At 66.6% G+C, this 17,306-nt stretch carries 14 protein-coding genes; 7 read left to right on the top strand and 7 right to left on the bottom strand.

The features are described from left to right. The first annotated feature begins 5 nt into the window (after positions 1-5). Positions 6-479 carry a hypothetical protein gene (locus G3580_RS12415; RefSeq protein WP_173765963.1) on the top strand — a complete coding sequence of 158 codons (474 nt, stop codon included), beginning with the start codon at positions 6-8 and terminating at the stop codon, positions 477-479. 95 nt (positions 480-574) lie between these two features. Here G3580_RS12415 and G3580_RS12410 read toward each other — a convergent pair whose 3' ends face one another. Next, a complete protein-coding gene (locus G3580_RS12410) occupies positions 575-880 on the bottom strand; it encodes a hypothetical protein (protein WP_173765962.1) in 306 nt (101 codons plus the stop codon). Positions 881-1,061: 181 nt separating this feature from the next. Here G3580_RS12410 and purT point away from each other — a divergent pair, with 181 nt between their 5' ends. Then, a complete protein-coding gene (purT, locus tag G3580_RS12405; protein WP_173765960.1) occupies positions 1,062-2,258 on the top strand; it encodes a formate-dependent phosphoribosylglycinamide formyltransferase in 1,197 nt (398 codons plus the stop codon). A gap of 12 nt (positions 2,259-2,270) precedes the next feature. Here purT and G3580_RS12400 read toward each other — a convergent pair whose 3' ends face one another. The 3 genes from G3580_RS12400 to G3580_RS12390 all read right to left on the bottom strand — a co-directional run bounded on the left by G3580_RS12400 (position 2,271) and on the right by G3580_RS12390 (position 5,313). Then, positions 2,271-4,049 (bottom strand): monovalent cation:proton antiporter-2 (CPA2) family protein, encoded by a 1,779-nt coding sequence (locus G3580_RS12400; RefSeq protein WP_173765958.1) that lies wholly within the window; start codon positions 4,047-4,049, stop codon positions 2,271-2,273. Between the two features lie 92 nt (positions 4,050-4,141). Further along, on the bottom strand, positions 4,142-4,852 hold the full coding sequence (locus G3580_RS12395; RefSeq protein WP_173765955.1) for a pirin family protein: 711 nt from the start codon (positions 4,850-4,852) through the stop codon (positions 4,142-4,144). A 56-nt stretch (positions 4,853-4,908) separates the two neighbouring features. Further along, a complete protein-coding gene (locus tag G3580_RS12390; RefSeq protein WP_173765953.1) occupies positions 4,909-5,313 on the bottom strand; it encodes a DoxX family protein in 405 nt (134 codons plus the stop codon). Between the two features lie 130 nt (positions 5,314-5,443). Between G3580_RS12390 and G3580_RS12385 the strand changes: the two genes are divergently transcribed. Continuing rightward, complete coding sequence (locus tag G3580_RS12385; protein WP_173765951.1) at positions 5,444-6,328, top strand: LysR family transcriptional regulator; 885 nt, start codon at positions 5,444-5,446, stop codon at positions 6,326-6,328. A gap of 9 nt (positions 6,329-6,337) precedes the next feature. Here the strand turns inward: G3580_RS12385 and G3580_RS12380 are convergent, their stop codons facing one another. Then, the gene (locus tag G3580_RS12380; protein WP_173765949.1) at positions 6,338-7,573 is read right to left on the bottom strand and encodes an SAM-dependent methyltransferase; all 1,236 of its coding nucleotides are present in this window, start codon (positions 7,571-7,573) and stop codon (positions 6,338-6,340) included. A 234-nt stretch (positions 7,574-7,807) separates the two neighbouring features. Here G3580_RS12380 and dinB point away from each other — a divergent pair, with 234 nt between their 5' ends. Beyond that, complete coding sequence (gene dinB / locus G3580_RS12375) at positions 7,808-8,875, top strand: DNA polymerase IV (protein WP_173765947.1); 1,068 nt, start codon at positions 7,808-7,810, stop codon at positions 8,873-8,875. A gap of 76 nt (positions 8,876-8,951) precedes the next feature. Here the strand turns inward: dinB and G3580_RS12370 are convergent, their stop codons facing one another. Continuing rightward, complete coding sequence (locus G3580_RS12370; protein ID WP_173765945.1) at positions 8,952-9,734, bottom strand: SDR family NAD(P)-dependent oxidoreductase; 783 nt, start codon at positions 9,732-9,734, stop codon at positions 8,952-8,954. A gap of 40 nt (positions 9,735-9,774) precedes the next feature. Then, positions 9,775-10,710, bottom strand: coding sequence for an alpha/beta hydrolase (locus G3580_RS12365; RefSeq protein WP_173765943.1), 936 nt, complete (start codon positions 10,708-10,710; stop codon positions 9,775-9,777). Positions 10,711-10,948: 238 nt separating this feature from the next. Here G3580_RS12365 and G3580_RS12360 point away from each other — a divergent pair, with 238 nt between their 5' ends. The 3 genes from G3580_RS12360 to G3580_RS12350 all read left to right on the top strand — a co-directional run bounded on the left by G3580_RS12360 (position 10,949) and on the right by G3580_RS12350 (position 17,271). Further along, a complete protein-coding gene (locus tag G3580_RS12360) occupies positions 10,949-12,655 on the top strand; it encodes a sigma-54-dependent Fis family transcriptional regulator (RefSeq protein WP_173765941.1) in 1,707 nt (568 codons plus the stop codon). Positions 12,656-13,058: 403 nt separating this feature from the next. Continuing rightward, positions 13,059-14,714, top strand: coding sequence for a flavin-containing monooxygenase (locus G3580_RS12355; protein ID WP_173765939.1), 1,656 nt, complete (start codon positions 13,059-13,061; stop codon positions 14,712-14,714). A 106-nt stretch (positions 14,715-14,820) separates the two neighbouring features. Continuing rightward, positions 14,821-17,271 (top strand): efflux RND transporter permease subunit, encoded by a 2,451-nt coding sequence (locus G3580_RS12350; protein WP_173765937.1) that lies wholly within the window; start codon positions 14,821-14,823, stop codon positions 17,269-17,271. The last annotated feature ends 35 nt before the right edge of the window (positions 17,272-17,306 follow it).

The raw sequence follows: 17,306 nt of genomic DNA, 5'->3' as shown, positions 1-17,306 counted from the left end.
TCGCCATGACACCGCTGCGTCGTGCCGTGCCGATCGCCCTGCTGGTGCTGACCGGATGCAGCACCATCGACCGCCTGCCGGGGCCGGGCGAGGGCGCCTCGAGCCAGTGGCTGCTCGCGCCCGCCGCGGCGATCATGGTCATGCAGCAGGGCACGCTCGACATGCCCGACATCGCCATGGGGGTCACCCTGTGGGCCCTGGTCGATCCGATGGCGCCGAACTGGCAGATCCAGGCGGCCCAGCTCGACGAGCGCCATGTGCGCTTCAGCCTCAAGCACAAGCTGCTGCACACCGGCGGCGACGGCGAAGCCCGCCTGGTGCTGCGGCGCAACGCCGAGCATCTTGCCTTCGAGCAGGGTTTCAGCGATTACGAGATCCTCCGCTACGAAGAGGGCATCGATTCGACGCGCCCCTTCGCCCGCCGGGTCGTCACCGCCGACATCCGCCTGCTCAAGGGGCGCGCACTGCCCGGGCTCTGAGGCCGGGCTTCATTCCTTGAAGTTCAGATGCACCGCGCTCAGGCCTTTGCCCACGCCGAGCCGGTGCTCGAGCGTCTGCCCCGCGTATTCCGCGCTCACCGTATAGCGGCCGGGGGCACGCGTAGCAGACACAGCGGGCCTTCGCGCGGGATGACGACCGGGCCGTCGAGGGTGGGGCCGGTCACCGTCACCGTGACATCCGCCAGGTACATGCCGCGCGCGCCGGCCGTCAGCAACAGTTCGACACTGGCCGAATCACGCTGCGCACGGATCGCGGCGAAGCTGCCCTGGCCCACGCCGCCGCACAGGTAGGACAGGCCGCCGGCGTCCTGCCATTCGGGGGCCTGGGCCCACGCCGGCAGCGCCACGGCCAGCGCCATCAACATCAGCTTGATGCGCATGCGATCTCTCCTTTTTCGCTTACGTCCCGTGTGCCTGTGACCCCGGAATCCGGCGTTCGATCTCGCAACCGTTGTAAGAATGCGTGAGTGCTCCGGGGATGTTCGTCGGCACACGGCTGAGGCACACTACGCCCTGTTTGCAACCTGTCGGCGTTCGCCGGCATGCGAGAGGAAGGACATCATGACCACGCTGGGCACGCCCTTTTCGTCCACCGCCACCCGGGTGCTGCTGTGCGGCGCCGGTGAGCTGGGCAAGGAAGTCGTCATCGAACTGCAGCGCCTGGGCTGCGAGGTGATCGCGGTGGACCGCTACGCCAACGCACCGGCCATGCAGGTGGCCGACCGCAGCCACGTCATCTCCATGCTCGATGGCGCCGCCCTGCGCGCGGTGATCGAGCAGGAGCGGCCGCACTGCATCGTGCCCGAGATCGAGGCCATCGCCACCGACACCCTCGCCGAGCTGGAAGCCGAAGGCTTCAACGTGGTGCCCACGGCGCGCGCCACCCAGCTGACCATGAACCGCGAAGGCATCCGCCGGCTGGCGGCCGAAACCCTGGGCCTGCCGACCTCCACCTACCGCTTTGCCGGCGACGCCGCCGCCTACCGCGCGGCGGTGGCCGAGATCGGCCTGCCGTGCCTGGTCAAGCCGATCATGAGTTCGTCGGGCAAGGGCCAGAGCTTCGTCAAGAGCGCCGAGCGCATCGAGGCGGCCTGGGAGTACGCCCAGGCGGGCGGGCGCGCCGGTCAGGGCAAGGTGATCGTCGAGGGATTCGTGGATTTCGATTTCGAGATCACCCTGCTGACCATCCGCCACGACGACGGCCACGGCAACACCGTCACCAGCTTCTGCGCGCCGATCGGCCATCGTCAGGAAGACGGCGACTACCAGGAATCCTGGCAGCCGCAGCGCATGACCGACGCGGCCCTGGCACGTGCGCAGGAGATCGCCCGGGCGGTCACCGACGCCCTCGGCGGCCGCGGCCTGTTCGGCGTGGAGCTGTTCGTCAAGGGCGACGAGGTGATCTTCAGCGAAGTGTCGCCGCGGCCGCACGATACCGGTCTGGTGACGCTCATCTCGCAGGACCTGTCCGAGTTCGCGCTCCATGCGCGGGCCATCCTCGGGCTGCCGATCCCCAACATCGTCCAGACCGGCCCCTCGGCCTCGTCGGTGTTGCTGGTGGCGGGCGAATCGACGCAGATGCGCTACGGCAACCTGCAGGCGGCGCTGAACCGGCCCGACACCCAGCTGCGCCTGTTCGGCAAACCGGAAGTGTCGGGCAAGCGCCGCCTGGGCGTGGCGCTGGCGCGGGCCGAGAGTGTCGAGGCCGCGCGTGAGGTGGCCAACGCGGTGATCGGCGACATCCGCGTCGAACTGTAAGTCCGCCCGCCCTCAACCCTTGGCCGGAGGCGCCGCGTCGTCGGCCGGGGTGTCCGTTTCGAACAGGTGCTTGAGCTCCTCGCGGGCCTGGGCGATGCTGGCCATGAGCTGGGCTTCGTCCTGGTAGACCGCGTGCTGGCGCACCAGGGCGTCGGCGTCCTGGCGGGCGAAACGCTCGACCGCCTGGCGGGCGTCAGCGTCGGGCACGCCGAGGCCTTGCAGCACCGCTTCGGTCATGGCCAGGCTGCCGTGCCAGGTCTCGCGGATCGGGGCGGCGATGCCCAGGTCCATGAGCTTGTAGGCATGAAAGCGGTTGCGTGCGCGCGCGATCACGGTCACCCGCGGGAAGTGCCGGCGCACCAGGGCGGCGGTCTTCAGTGAGGCCTCCACGTCATCGATGGCGAGCACGAACAGCCGCGCCTCGGCCAGGCCGGCGGCGCGCAGCACATCCAGCCGCGAGGCATCGCCGAAATACACCTTGTTGCCGAAGCGGCGCACATAGTCCACCTGCTGCGGGTCCACCTCGAGCACCGTGAAGGGCGTGCGTTTCACCGCGAGCATCCGCGCGACGATCTGGCCGACGCGGCCGAAGCCGGCGATGACCACCGCGTTGGCCGTATCGGGGAGGGGGTCGAACTGCGGCTCGACACGCCGGCTCAGCAACGGTGCCAGCACCCGATCCTCGAGCACCAGCCACAGCGGCCACAGCACCAGCGACACCGTCACCGCCATGGTGAGCAGGCCGGCGAGGCCGTCGTCGATCACGCCGTACTGGCGCGAGAGCTGAAAGATCACGAAGGCGAACTCGCCGCCCTGGGCGAGGGTGATGGCCAGCTTGCGGCGGCTGTCGGCCGGGCGTCCGATCAGACGCCCGATGGCGGACAGGACGACGGTCTTGAGCGCCAGCAGCGCCAGGCCGAGGCCGAGCACGGTGACCGGGTCGGCCATGAGCAGGCCCAGGTTGGCGCCCATGCCCACCGCCATGAAGAAGACCCCCAGCAGCAACCCCTTGAACGGTTCGAGATCGGCCTCCAGCTCGTGGCGGTACTCCGAGTCGGCCAGCACCACGCCGGCCAGGAAGGCGCCCAGCGAGGCGGTCAGGCCGACCTGTTCCATGAGCAGGGTGGTGGCGATGACCACCAGCAGCGCCGCGGCGGTGAAGGTCTCGCGGCTGCCCAGGGTGGCGATCCAGGTGAACACCGGGCGCAGCAGGGTGCGGCCGGCCACGATCACCCCCGCGATGGCCAGCACGCCCCACAGGATCTGCAGGGGCGCCAGCTGCATGGCGCCGGTGCCGAGCACGGGCAGCAGGGCGAGGATGGGGATCACCGCCATGTCCTGGAACAACAGGATGGCGAAGGCGTCGCGCCCGTGGCGGTCGGTGAGCTGCCCGCGCTCGGCCAGCGACTGGAGCACCACCGCGGTGGAGGACATGGCCGCCGCCACACCCACCACGACGGCCGCGCGGCCGTCGAGCCCGAAGCCCACGGCCACCAGCGCCAGGACCAGCGCGGTCAGGCCGACCTGGAGACCGCCGAGCCCGAAGATCGGGCGGCGCAGCACCCACAGGCGCGAGGGCTTGAGCTCCAGGCCGATCACGAACAGCAGCAGGATGACGCCGAACTCGCCGAAATGGAGGATGGCATCCACGTCGCCGATCGCGCCCAGGCCCCACGGCCCGAGCGCCATGCCGGCGGCCAGATAGCCGAGGATGGCGCCGAGGCCGGCGCGCTTGGCCAGGGGCACGAGCAGGACGGCGCCGAGGAGCAGGAAGGCGATCTGGGCAAGCATGGGGGTCACCGGGTCGGTCAGGGGGAAAGGCGGCCGCCGCGGTGTGCGGCGGCCGTCGTGGTGGCGACTTTAGGCCGTTCGCCGCGACGTTTTCAATCTTGAGGGCCGCGCAGGTCGAACACCAGCACTTCGGCGTCTTCGCCGTCGCTCAGGACGAGCGCCGATTCGCCGCTCACCTTGAGGCCGTCGCCGGCTTCGAGACGCACGCCATTGACGCTCAGCGCGCCCCGGGCCAGATGCACATAGGCGGCGCGGCCGGACGCCAGGGTCAGCTCGGCGCGCTCGGCGCCGTCGAACAGACCGGCGTAGACCCGCGCGTCCTGGTGGAGCCGGAGCGCGCCGTCATGGCCCTCGGGCGACAGGACGAGGCGCAGCCGGCCCCGTTTGTCTTCCTCGCCGACGCGGGTTTGCTGGTAGCCGGGGCGGATGCCGTGCCGTGCCGGCAGGATCCAGATCTGCAGGAAGTGCACCCCCTCGGCGTCCGAGGCATTGAACTCGCTGTGGGCGATGCCGGTGCCCGCGCTCATGAGCTGGACGTCGCCGGGACGGATGACCGAGCCGTTGCCCAGGGTGTCGCGATGTTCCAGCGCGCCGTCGAGCACGTAGGAGAGGATCTCCATGTCCCGGTGCGGGTGGGTGCCGAAGCCCTGGCCCGGCGCCACGCGGTCGTCGTTGATCACGCGCAGGTCGGAGAAGCCGCGCTGCTCCGGATCGTCGTAGTGGGCGAAGGAAAAGGTGTGGCGGGAGCTGAGCCAGCCGTGTTCGGCGACGCCGCGGTCGGCGGCCTTGCGGATCTCGATCATGAGGTCTCTCCGGGTTGGGCGCCGGCATGGGCCGGCGCGTCGGTGGGGTGTCGGTGTCAGGCGGTGCGGCGTGCGTCCAGGCTCAGGGCGCCGCCACCGAAGGCGACGATCTGCAGCAGGCCGCCGGCGATGGCGATGTTCTTGAAAAAGTGGATGAACTGGTTCTGGTCGCCCAGGTGAAAGTGGAAGGCGAACGCGGTCACCAGCGTGAAGGCGGCGATCAGGGCCGCGCTCAGGCGGGTCCGGTAGCCCACCAGCAGGGCCAGGGCGAGGATGACCTCGACGAACACCGCGCCGGCGTAGGCCAGTTCGGGGAAGGGCAGGCCGGCCGAGGCGATGTAGCCGATGGTGCCGGCCGGCGCGGCGAGCTTGCCCACGCCGCTGATCAGGAAGATGGCGGCGAGCAGGGCGCGGCCGGTGGTGGCGATGTAGTCGGGGGCGGTTCGGGTCGGGGTGGTCATGATGGCGTTCTCCGTTGGGGGTTGGGGTTCGGCGACCGCTTCGGTGCGTCCGATGGTGGTACTTTAGCGTCCCCAATGGTGCAGATAAATCGCCTAGAATGCGTATGACTGTCCACTTAATGGTGACAATGTGAACGCGCTGGAAGACATGCGGATCTTCGTGACCACGCTGGAGGCCGGCAGCTTCACCGCCGCGTCCGACAGGCTGGGTCTGTCCAAGCAGTTCGTGAGCCGGCGGGTGATGGCGCTCGAGGCGCGCCTGGGGGTGCGGCTGCTCAACCGCACCACCCGGCGCCTGCATGTGACCGACGCGGGGCAGGCGTACTACACCCGCGCGGTGCGCATTCTCGACGACGTGAGCGACGCCGAACTGGCGGTGAGCAGCCGCGGCGGGCGGGTCCAGGGCACCTTGCGGGTCAGCGCCCCCGTGTCCTTCGGCACCCTGGCGCTGGGCGCGGTGGTGCCGGCCTTCATGCTGCGCTATCCGGCGATCCGGGTGGAGCTCGACCTGAACGACCGGAGCGTGGACCTGGTGCGCGAGGGCTACGACATGGCGATCCGCATCGGCCGGTTGCCCGACTCGACCCTGGTGGCCCGCGCGCTCGCCTCGACCCGGATGGTCGCCTGCTGCAGTCCCGCCTATCTGGAGGGCCGCGGCGCGCCGGCGACCCCGGACGATCTGGCCGAACACGATTGCCTGCTCTACGGCCATGGCCGCGGGGTGGAGTGGGGTTTTCAGGTGGACGGCCGGCCGCATCCGGTGCAGGTCGGCGGCCGCCTGCTGGCCAACAACGGCGAGCTGGTGCGCGACGCGGCCATCGCCGGGCTGGGCATCGCCTGGCAACCGGGCTTCATCGTCGGCGACGCCCTGCGCGACGGGCGCCTGGTGAGCGTGCTCGATGCGTTCGCCACACCGCCGATGACGGTTCAGGTGGTCTATCCGCAGCACCGCCAGGCCTCGCTGGCGATCCGCGCGTTCACCGACTTCCTGGTCGAGGCCCTGGCCGAGGGCTGAGGCGCCGGCTCAGCGGGCGCCGTAGATGTGCTCGCGCGTGAGCGGATAGTCGTGTTCGGCCACCGGGTCGTTGCGGCGGGTGGCCACGATCTGGTGCAGCCCCATCCAGCCCTGCGAGAAGCCGAAGGCGCAGCCGGCCAGATAGGCGCGCCAGATGCGGTGGCGCTTGTCGCCGACCATCTCGCGCAGGCGCGGGCCGGCCGCCTCGAAGCGTTCGATCCAGTGGCGCAGGGTGAGGGCGTAGTGGCGGCGCAGGCTCTCCACATCCTGCACCTCCAGCCCGGCGGCGCTCATCTCGCGGATCACCAGCGACAGGTGCGGCAGCTCCCCGTTGGGGAACACGTAGCGGTCGATGAAGCGCCCGCCGCCCAGCGGCGTCTCGCCCGAATCCGGATCGGCCGAGGTGATGCCGTGGTTCATGGCGATGCCGCCTTCGTCCAGCAGCGCATGGAGGGTGCGGAAGTAGGCCGGCAACTGCTTCAGGCCCACATGCTCGAACATGCCCACGCTGGTGATCTTGTCGAAGCGCCCGCTCAGGTCGCGGTAGTCCATCAGGCGCACCTCGCAGCGATCCTCCACCCCGGCCTCGCGGATGCGCTCCCGCGCCAGATCGTACTGGTTCTGCGACAGCGTGATGCCGGTGCACCGGGCGCCATAGTCGCGCGCGGCGCGCACGATGAGCGCGCCCCAGCCGCAGCCGATGTCGAGCAGCCGCTCGCCCGGCCGCACCCGCAGCTTGGTGAGGATGTGATCGAGCTTCTGGATCTGCGCGGTGGCGAGGCGGTCGCTGTCGCGGCGGAAATAGGCACAGGAATACACCATCTCCGGATCGAGCCAGGCGCGGTAGAAATCGTTGGACACATCGTAGTGGTACTGGATGTCCGACGAGTCCTGCGCGCGGGTATGGCGTCGCGGGCGGCTCTGACGCGTGCCGGTGCCGCCCGCCGCGTCGGACAGGCGGGCGGCCGCCTCGATGGCGTCGAGCGGATGGCCGATCACGTCGATGACGCCCTCCACATACGCCTCGCCGATGCGCGCCAGATCGGGTGACCACAGCGCCGCGAGCGCACGCGGCGTGCGCAGCCGGATGGTCACCCGCGCGGCCTGGTCCAGCGCCACCCGATGGCCGTTCCACAGTTCCACCGCAAACGCCGCGCAGCCGGACTCGCGCAGACGCGTGAGCCAGGCTTCCAGGCGGCGTTCGATCACGGACGCCGGCAGCAGGGATGGGGCAAACGGACTCATGCCGTGTCCTCCCATGGTCAGTCGGCAGAAGAGTTCATCTTTACGCTAGGCACTGAGGCGCAGAGAAATAATGAATAATTTTCATGGACTTGATAGCCGCGCGCTAAAACTTTCGGGCGCGGCGCCGGGCGGGCGTCGCGGCCCGGGGGCGCCCCGCGCCGCCGGCGTCGGTGATACAGTCGCCCCCGTCCCGAGCGGGCGCCGATCCGCCCGCGTGCCGACCGACCCGAGCCCATGACCCGCAAGATCATCCACTGCGACTGCGACTGCTTCTACGCCGCCATCGAGATGCGCGACGACCCGTCGCTCGTCGGCAAGCCGCTCGCGGTCGGCGGCCGGGCCGAAACCCGCGGCGTGGTGGCCACCTGCAACTACGAGGCGCGCGCCTTCGGCGTGCGCTCCGCCATGCCCACCAGCCGGGCGCTGCGCCTGTGCCCCGAGCTCATCCTGGTGCCGCCCGACTTCGAACGCTACCGGGCCGCCTCGCAACGCATCCTGGCCATCTACCGCGACTACACCGCGCTGGTCGAACCGCTCTCCCTCGACGAGGCCTACCTGGACGTGACCGGCGTCGACCGCTGCCGTGGCAGCGCCACCCTCATGGCCGAGGAAATCCGCGCCCGCATCCACGCGGAAGTGGGCATCACCGCCTCGGCGGGCATCGCCCCCAACAAGTTCCTCGCCAAGATCGCCAGCGACTGGCGCAAGCCCAACGGCCAGTTCGTTGTCCGGCCGGAGGAGGTGGACGCCTTCGTCGAGGTGTTGCCGGTCGGCAAGCTGTTCGGCGTCGGCAAGGTGACCACCGCCCGCCTCGAGCAGCTCGGCGTGCACACCTGCGGCGACCTGCGCGCCTGGTCGCTGGCCGACCTCATCGCCCGCTTCGGCAAGTTCGGCCGCAGCCTCCACCGCCTGTGCCGCGGCATCGACGAACGCCCCGTGGCCCCCGACCGGCCGCGCAAATCCCTCTCGGTGGAAACCACCTACGCCACCGACCTGCCCGATCTGGCCGCCTGCGAAGCCGCGCTGGCGCCGCTCATGGAAGACTTCAACCGCCGCTTCGCCCGCCTCGACCCGGCCCCGCCGGTACACAAGGCCTTCGTCAAGATCCGCTTCGACGACTTCACCCGCACCACCGCCGAATGCCTCGCCGACGCGCCCGACGAAGCGCGCTGGCTGGAACTGCTGCGCACCGGGCATGCCCGCAAGGGGCGACCGGTGCGGCTGTTGGGCGTGGGGGTGCGGTTCGTCGAGGCGGAGGAGGCGTTTGCGGAGGCGCAGGCGGATTTGTTTGGGGCGGGGTAGGGGGGCAGATCCCGGATAGGAGGGAGGCGTCCATCCCATTGCCCTACGGCTGGGCGACACGGCACACCGCGGCCAGCTACTTGGCCAGGCATCCACCATCGGTCACCAGCATGAGGCCGGTGGTAAAACTCGACGCATCCGACGCGAGGTAAAGCGCGGAGCCCTTCATTTCTTCGGCATCGGCGACACGCCCCATCGGCGTGAAGGCGCTGACAGCCTCGACGAAACCGGGATCGTCATAGGCTCCGTCGGCCAGCCGTGTGCGAAAGAACCCGGGACACAGGGCGTTGATCTGGATGTTGCTCGAGGCATATTCGAGCGCCAGTTCCCGGGTCAGGTTGACCACCGCGCCCTTGGTCGCGTTGTAGGCGGGGATGGGGATCACGCTCGACGCACCGGCAAGGCCCCACATCGACGCGACGTTGATCAGCTTGCCGGATTGCTGGCGTGACATGATTCTGAGTGCTTCCCGATCGGTGTAGAAAACCCCCTGCAGGTTCACGGCGATGACGCGGTTCCATTCGTCCGTCGGGTAGTCGTGCAGGGGCTGCGGTGTCCTGTCGGCGATGCCGGCGTTCGCGAAGGTGATATCCACGCGGCCCAGGGCGTCATCCGCACGCCGGAACAATGCGGCAACGTCCTGTTCGCGCGTCACATCGCAATGCACGGCGAGCGCCGTGCGACCGAGTGCCTCGACGCGGCTGGCCGTCCGTTCGTTGCCTGCCGCGTCGATATCCGCGCACACCACGTGGGCACCCGCCTCGGCCATGGCTTCGGCGATCACGTACCCCAGACCATTGCCGGCCCCGGTCACGACCGCGACCCGATCGGCGAGATCAAACATTTTCATGACATTCATGAAGATTCCTTTCCGTTTGGATTCATTGGCGGCGTGTGCTTCAGCGGGAGGCCAGCCGCTTCGAAATCTCGTCGGCGATGAATTCGATGGCGGCCGCGCTCGCCGGGAGCACGTTGGTCATGGTGGCGAAAACATGCATCTGCCCCGCGAAACGCTGGAGCCGGGTTGGCACGCCAGCGGCCTTCAGCTTTTCCGCATAGGCATCCGAGTCGGAATTCAGCACATCCATTTCGGCGCCCACGATGAGGGTCGGCGGCACACCAGAGACATCCGGCGCATTGAGCGGCGAGGCCTCGGGGTCTTCGCGCCGTTCCGGTTCCGGAAGGTAGTGGTCCCAGAACCAGGCCATGTCGTCCCTGGAGAGCAGCAGCTGGTTGTCGGGATCGAGGTAGCTCTCGGTGTCGAGTCGTGCCTGCGTCACGGGGTAGATCAGGACCTGCATCGCAAGTGCCGGCCCATGCCCCACGGCCGAGCGATTGACCAGCACCGCGGCAAGATTGCCGCCCGCGCTGTCGCCACTGACGATGAGCGGCAAGCTGGGGGCGCCGAGATGCCGCGTGCGCGCATCGGCGGCCCATTCCAGCGCGGCCTGGCAGTCATCGAGCGCAGCCGGGAACGGATGCTCCGGCGCCAGACGATAGTCGACCAGCACCACCGCGCATCGCGACTGCGCGGCAAGCATGCGGGCGAACACGTCGAAGTCGTCGATCGACATCGTCACCCAGCCGCCGCCGTGACAGTGCACGATCATTCCCTCGACCGGGGCCGAGGGAATGAACATGCGAACGCGACATTGGCTGCGCTCGGTCTCTAGGTTCTCCTCGACCACCCGCTGCATCGGCGGCCCCTCGCCGTAGGCAGGCCTGAGGCTCGACAGAAACGCGCGCGCTTCGTCAGGGGTCATCTGATGAAAGGGCCGGGCCCCCATGTCTGACAGTTGCTGGAGCAGTTGCTGGGAAGCTTGGTCCAGTGGCATGGTCTTTGTCTCCGTGAGTGTCGTTGGGGCCATCCCGATGGGAGGCCGCACTCTTCGGAGCAACGCCCATGCCACCACGCGATGCCCCGGCCGCAGCGGCACTCAGGAGCCGGAATCGTCTTGGATGGTGGGCTGGGTCGGCATGCTGCAACACACCTTGGAAGCGCGTTCTGTTTATGATTTTATGAATGCGATTTCACAAAATCATAAAAATAAAGACCAACGAGAGGAGACACGAATGAGCAAGACCCATGGGCCCCAGTACCCATCCGACGACGACCTGCTGTCGCAGGTGCGGTTCGATCCCGTCGCCGGAAAAATCTGGTTCAACGAACAGCGCGTGCTGATGGTGCACGCCTCGGGCATGTCCCTACTGCGCAAGGAACTGATCGAGACCCTCGGTATCTCCCGCGCCCGTGGGCTGCTTATGCGCTTCGGCTTTCACGCCGGCTTCAAGGACGCCGAACTCACCAAGACCTTGCGGCCCAATTTCACAACGGACGATGCGTTCCTCGCGGGGCCGCGTCTGGCGTGCATCAAGGGGCTGGTGCATGTCGAACCACTCGAGCTGTCCTTCGATCTCGAGTCGGGCTCGTTCATCGGCCGTTTCGAGTGGACCGACAGCTATGAGGCCGATGCGCATCTCCAGCACTTCGGGGTTTCCGACGAACCGGTCTGCTGGAGCCTGATCGGGTACTCGAGCGGGTTCACCTCGTACTACATGGGGCGCAAGGTCTTGTTCAAGGAAGAGGAATGCGCCGGTTGCGGCTCGGCCCATTGCCGCATCATCGGCAAGCCCGCCGAAGAGTGGGAGGACTGCGCGGAGCTCGAAAAGCTGTATCAGCCCGATTCGGTCGCGGAAGCACTCTTTGCCCTGCAGTCCCAGATATCCGAACTGCAGGAAACGGTTCGCGAATATCATGCGAAGCCTTCCGAGATGCCCCGGCTGATCGGCAATGCGGCCGCATTTCTGAAAGCAAAGGATCTGGTCAAACGCGGAGCGGCGAGCCGCGCCTCCGTCCTGCTGCTGGGCGAAACCGGCGTGGGCAAGGAAATGTTCGCGCGCAGTCTGCATGCGCTGTCCGATCGCTCGGACAAGCCCTTCGTGGCGGTCAACTGCGCATCCATCCCGACCGACCTGATCGCCTCGGAGCTGTTCGGCGTCGAACGCGGCGCATTCACCGGCGCCTCGGTCAGCCGTGAGGGCAAGTTCGAGCGGGCCGACGGCGGCACGATTTTTCTGGACGAAGTGATCGAACTGCCTCCCGGTGCCCAGGCCGCATTGCTGCGCGTGTTGCAGGAAGGCGAACTCGAGCGGGTCGGTGGCACGACCTTGCGCAAGGTGGATGTGCGGGTGGTCGCGGCCACCAACGAGGACCTGCTCGATGCCGTCCATCAAGGCCGCTTCAGGGCAGATCTGTTTTATCGACTCAACGTGTATCCGATCGAAATCCCGCCCCTGCGCGATCGGGTCGATGACATCCCGGTGCTGGCCAAGCATTTCGTCGGCAAGTTCCACGCCCTATACAAGAAAACGACGATGGGCATCTCGGACCGGGCGATGCGCGCGCTGAAGCAATATCCCTGGCCGGGCAACATCCGGGAGTTGGAGAACATGATCGAGCGGGGCGTGATTCTTACCGACCAGCACCGCAGCATCGACGCAGAGTCCCTGTTCGCGTCTCAGCCACCGGAGGAAGAGCCCGGGCACAAGCTGTCGCGATCCGGTTCGCTCGAGCCTGAACGCGCCGATACCGGGCGTTCCCCTTACGACGCGCTGTGCGAAAAAATGCTGAGCGAGGGGTTCTCGCACGACGACTTCGAGGCGGCGATCACGCGCAACGCCATGGCACTGGCCGAGGACAACGTCTCCCAGGCCGCCAGGCTCATGGGCATCACGCGCGCCCGGATGGCGTACCGGCTGGAGAAGCTCAAGACCGACTGACCCACCCGGCACGCGCACGTCCCTCACGCCGATTCAGGCCCACGGGCGCCCCGTCAGTGCAGCGAAGACGCTGCGGACGGGGCGCCCGTCCTTTTGGGCCGCTCCCCTGACTGAACACGTTTTCCCGCGCCCCTGTCGCATTTGCGAATTCTATGAACCCGTTTGAGTTTTTTATGAAATTCGCTCGGCGCGGCATCCCCGGGTCAATCCGGGGGAAATTCGCAAGTTACTGTTTCTGAATTGTTTTGTCTGTTTGGCACAGTCTTTGCCATTCGTTGGCTGTAGGAGTGACGCGGGCAACAACGCAACTGCGACTCCATCAGCCATTCGATTTGTGTCTTCGCCAGTGTCGACCGGCGGTGACCAGCAAACGTGCACATGAGACAAAAAAGGAGACAGACCCATGACCCAGAATGCCTCGGGCGATCGCGCTAACCCAGTCGTGGACGCCGTGGTTCTCGGCGCCGGCTTTGCCGGCCTGTACATGCTTCATCTGCTGAGGGACCGCCTGAACAAGAATGTCAGGGTCTTCGAAAGCGCCGACGGTGTCGGTGGTACCTGGTACTGGAATCGCTATCCGGGCGCCCGCTGCGACATTCCGAGTCACCACTATTCCTTTTCGTTCTCCGAGGAACTGGAACAGGAATGGAACTGGTCGGAGAAGTACGCCGCGCAACCGGAAATCCTCGCCTACCTCGAGTTCGTGGCGAAGAAGTTCGATCTGGCCAAGGACATCACGTTCAGGACCCGCGTGAACGCGGCTCACTACGACGAGGCGGACAAGCTGTGGATCATCACGACCAACCAGGGCGAGGTCGTCCGGGCGCGCTATTTCATCCCGGCCGTGGGAACGCTGTCGGACGCCAACATCCCTGAGTTCAAGGGCCATGAATCCTTCGCGGGCGAAGTGTATGTCACCGGCAAATGGCCGAAAGAGGGTGTGGATTTTGCCGGCAAGCGCGTGGGCATCATCGGCACCGGCGCGACGGCGATGCAGGCCATCCCGCTCATCGCCGAAGAGGCGGCGCACCTGACCGTTTTCCAGCGCACGCCGAACTACGGCACGCCCTTGCGCAACGAGCCCATGACCCCCGAGGTGGATCGCGCCGTCAAGGAAAACTACCGGGAGCTGCGCCGTCAGGCCTGGGAGTCCTTTGCCGGCGTGCCCTTCGATCGCCTGAAACCGTCCGCGCTGGCCGACAGCGATGAGGAACGTCTGAAGCAGTATGAAGCCTGCTGGGAAGACGGCGGCTTCAGCCTCTGGATTGGCTGCTACGCCGATACCTTGTTCGACGAGCGCGCCAACAAGCATACGGCCGATTTCGTGCGCGCCAAGATTCGCGCCCGGGTGAAGGATCCGGCCGTCGCGGAGATGCTGTGCCCCCCCGAGAGTCAGGCCTACGGCACCAAGCGACAGCCCTGCGAGACGAACTACTTCGAAACCTTCAATCGCGCCAACGTCACGCTGGTCGATATCAAATCCCACCCCATCGAGGAAATCGTGCCCACCGGCTTGCGCACCAGCAACGCCCAGTATGATTTCGACATCCTGATCTACGCCACCGGCTTCGATGCCTTCACCGGCGCCATGTTCAAGATCGACATCACCGGCGAGGGCGGTCTGCCCCTGAAGGATTACTGGTCTGCCGGCCCCCGGACGCTCTTCGGTCTGGCGGCCCACGGCTTCCCCAACATGTTCTTCATCACGGGGCCGCAGAGCCCGTCCGTGCTGTTCAACATGCCCCTGGGCATCGAGATGCACTGCGAATGGATTGCCCAGTGCATCTCGCACATGGACGCGAACGGCTACGCAAGCATCAACGCCGACCCGGATGCCGAGCAACAGTGGATCCGCCATACCAAGGAAATGGCCGACGCCACCCTGCTGCCGGAGGCGACCTCCTGGTACCTGGGCGCCAACATCCCGGGCAAGCCGCGTGTCTTCATGGTCTATCTGGGCGGCGGCAAGCACTACAAGGATGTCATCAGCCGCTGCGCGGCCGAAGGTTACACCGGCTTCACGCTGACGCCGGTCACCTGCGACGCACTCGCTCAATAACAGAACGGGGGTCGAACCCCGAAACGCATGCAAGGCCCGTCACCCGTGCCCATGGCCGGGGGCGGGGGGCGTGGTGCGTCCTGGACCCAGCAAAGAGAGCAGAAGCATGACATCTAAAACCGAAACGATCCGGCACAAGATCGCGCGACTTGCCGTCCGCCGTCCGTGGCTGACACTGGCGGTCGCGCTGATGATCACCGCGTTCTTCGCGGTCGGTCTGTCAAGAATTGAGGTCAGAACCATCTTTTCCGACCTCTTCCCGAAGCATCACCCCTTCGTCAAAACCTACAAGGACCATCCCAATTTCGGCAATCCGCTGACGATCAGCCTGATGGTCAAGCGCGTGGATGGCAAAGACATCTACAACGCGGACACCCAGAAGAAGATCTGGGATCTGTCCCGGGATGTCGACCTGGTTCCCGGCGTAGATCACGATCAGATCGTGTCGATTGCCACCGAGAAGGCGCGGTACACGGTGCTCACGGCGGATGGCATCTATTCCAACCCGATCCTGGACGAGAAGCCGCCGGTCACGCCGGCCGAACTCAAGGAGATCAAGCGGCGGGTCAACGAGTCGCCGTCGGTGCGCACCTTCCTTGTGTCCCAGGATGGCACCGCGGCGATCATCAACGCGACCTTCATCGAACGCCTGGTCGACTATGGCGTGGCCTTCGACGCCGTACAGGGCCTGGTCGCCAAGTACAGCGATGCGAATCACGAAATTCATGTAGCCGGCTGGCCGACGCTGACCGGCTGGGTCTATCACTTCGGCGCCCAGACCACCACCATCTTCGCCGTCACGCTGATCCTGATGTTCGCCTTCCTGCTGCTGGCGATGCGCAACGCGGCCGGCGTGTTGACCCCGATTCTGGTGAGCGCCCTCTCGGCCATCTGGGGGTTCGGCTTCGTGGGCTGGATACATGATCCGATTGAGCCGCTGCTGATGGTGGTGCCCCTGTTGCTGATCGCGCGCTCGTTCAGTCATTCGGTCCAAGCCACCGAGCGGTACTACGAACTGCTGGCCGAAGTGGGCGACAAGCGCAAGGCCGCCGAGCTGTCGCTGGCGGTGATGATTGCCCCGGGCACGCTCGGCATCTTTACCGACGTGTGCGGCCTGTTGCTCGTGGCGATTGCGCCGATCCCCGCCCTGGAGCGCTTCGCCGCATTCACCGGTTTCTGGGCGCTGATGCTGATTCCCACCAGCGTGATTCTCACTCCCGTGTTCCTGGCGCTACTGCCCGCGCCCAGGAATCTGGAAAAGCTGGTGGGCGAAGGTCACTCGTCCGGCCTCATTCACCGGCTGCTCAATCGGGCGCTGACGCGTCTGTCGAGTCTGTCGGTCGGGAAAAACGCCAAATGGACAGCCATGGCCTTCGTGGTGGTCACCGCGGTGTCGATCGCCCTGGTGACACAGATCCAGGTCGGCAACCCGGTCGAAGGGAGCAACCTGCTCAAAGAGGATTCCGAGTTCAACACGGCGGTGCGCGCCATCAACCAGGACTTTCCAGGTGTGATGACGCTGGAAATCATCTTCGAAGGCAAGCAAGGCCGCATCGTCCGGCAGTCCGAGACGCTCACCACCATGCGTCATCTGCAGTACTGCCTCGAGGGCAAGGCGCACCCGCCCACCGCGACGCTGTCGTTCGCCGACTACGCCCCGGAAGCGAATCGGCTGTTCAACGGCGGCCATCCGAAATGGTCGCCGCTCGACCGGAGCGACGCCGCCGCCGCCGCGGCCTCGAGCGCCCTGATGCTCGGGACCAGCCCCGCTGCCTATTCGCACGTTGCCGACTTCGAACAGAAAAACGCGACGGTGTCGGTCTGGTACGCCAACAACAAGCAGGCCACCGTCGATGCGGCGTTGCAAGACGCCAGGGCCTGTCTCAAGGAGGTCGGGACCGAGCACCCCACCTTCCGCATCCGCCTCGCCTCGGGTTCCATCGCACTTCAGCAGTCCATCAACGACACGATCGACAAGTACCAGTGGTACATCCTGGCCGGGCTCAATGTGGTCATTGCCATCGGTTGCTCGCTCGCCTACCGCTCGGTCGTCGCGGCGATGATCCTGCTGGTGCCGGTCAACCTGGCCAACATGATGCTGACCGCCTACATGGTGCTGGGCGGCCTGGGACTGGACGTCAACAGCCTGCCCATCCTGTCGATCGGCATCGGCGTCGGCATCGACTACGGCATCTACCAGCTCAGCCGCATCTGCGAGGAATACCGGGGCGCACAGGACATCGGCGAGGCCATCCGGCGGGCGCTGCTGACCTGCGGCAAGGCGATCCTGTTCACTTCGCTGCTGATGACCATCGGCATCCTGCCCTGGCACTTCATGTCGGACCTCAAGTTCCTCTCCGACATGGGCCTGCTGCTGGTCGTCGTCATGGCCATCAACATGATCCTGGCGCTCGTCCTGGTGCCACTGCTGGTGTTCCTCATCAAACCGAAGTTCATCTCTTCGGAGCATCACTTCCTGTCCGAGTCCGTGGAGGGCTTGCTGGACACCCCGGAGCATGCGGCCGCGGAAGCCAAGCTGATTGCTCAAGCCACCTGACACACAGAAGAACAGCGTTACCACCCAAGGAGACA

Source organism: Nitrogeniibacter mangrovi, assembly GCF_010983895.1.
Lineage (GTDB): Bacteria > Pseudomonadota > Gammaproteobacteria > Burkholderiales > Rhodocyclaceae > Nitrogeniibacter > Nitrogeniibacter mangrovi.
The sequence above is the reverse complement of the archived record's forward strand: the minus strand, read 5'-3'. Positions and strand labels throughout refer to the sequence as shown.

Bases quoted from the DNA above. Each gene is read 5' to 3' on its own strand.
- G3580_RS12415 (WP_173765963.1), top strand. From the start codon at position 6: ATGACACCGCTGCGTCGTGCCGTGCCGATCGCCCTGCTGGTGCTGACC.
- G3580_RS12410 (WP_173765962.1), bottom strand. From the start codon at position 880: ATGCGCATCAAGCTGATGTTGATGGCGCTGGCCGTGGCGCTGCCGGCG.
- purT (WP_173765960.1), top strand. From the start codon at position 1,062: ATGACCACGCTGGGCACGCCCTTTTCGTCCACCGCCACCCGGGTGCTG.
- G3580_RS12400 (WP_173765958.1), bottom strand. From the start codon at position 4,049: ATGCTTGCCCAGATCGCCTTCCTGCTCCTCGGCGCCGTCCTGCTCGTG.
- G3580_RS12395 (WP_173765955.1), bottom strand. From the start codon at position 4,852: ATGATCGAGATCCGCAAGGCCGCCGACCGCGGCGTCGCCGAACACGGC.
- G3580_RS12390 (WP_173765953.1), bottom strand. From the start codon at position 5,313: ATGACCACCCCGACCCGAACCGCCCCCGACTACATCGCCACCACCGGC.
- G3580_RS12380 (WP_173765949.1), bottom strand. From the start codon at position 7,573: ATGAGTCCGTTTGCCCCATCCCTGCTGCCGGCGTCCGTGATCGAACGC.
- dinB (WP_173765947.1), top strand. From the start codon at position 7,808: ATGACCCGCAAGATCATCCACTGCGACTGCGACTGCTTCTACGCCGCC.
- G3580_RS12370 (WP_173765945.1), bottom strand. From the start codon at position 9,734: ATGAATGTCATGAAAATGTTTGATCTCGCCGATCGGGTCGCGGTCGTG.
- G3580_RS12365 (WP_173765943.1), bottom strand. From the start codon at position 10,710: ATGCCACTGGACCAAGCTTCCCAGCAACTGCTCCAGCAACTGTCAGAC.
- G3580_RS12360 (WP_173765941.1), top strand. From the start codon at position 10,949: ATGAGCAAGACCCATGGGCCCCAGTACCCATCCGACGACGACCTGCTG.
- G3580_RS12355 (WP_173765939.1), top strand. From the start codon at position 13,059: ATGACCCAGAATGCCTCGGGCGATCGCGCTAACCCAGTCGTGGACGCC.
- G3580_RS12350 (WP_173765937.1), top strand. From the start codon at position 14,821: ATGACATCTAAAACCGAAACGATCCGGCACAAGATCGCGCGACTTGCC.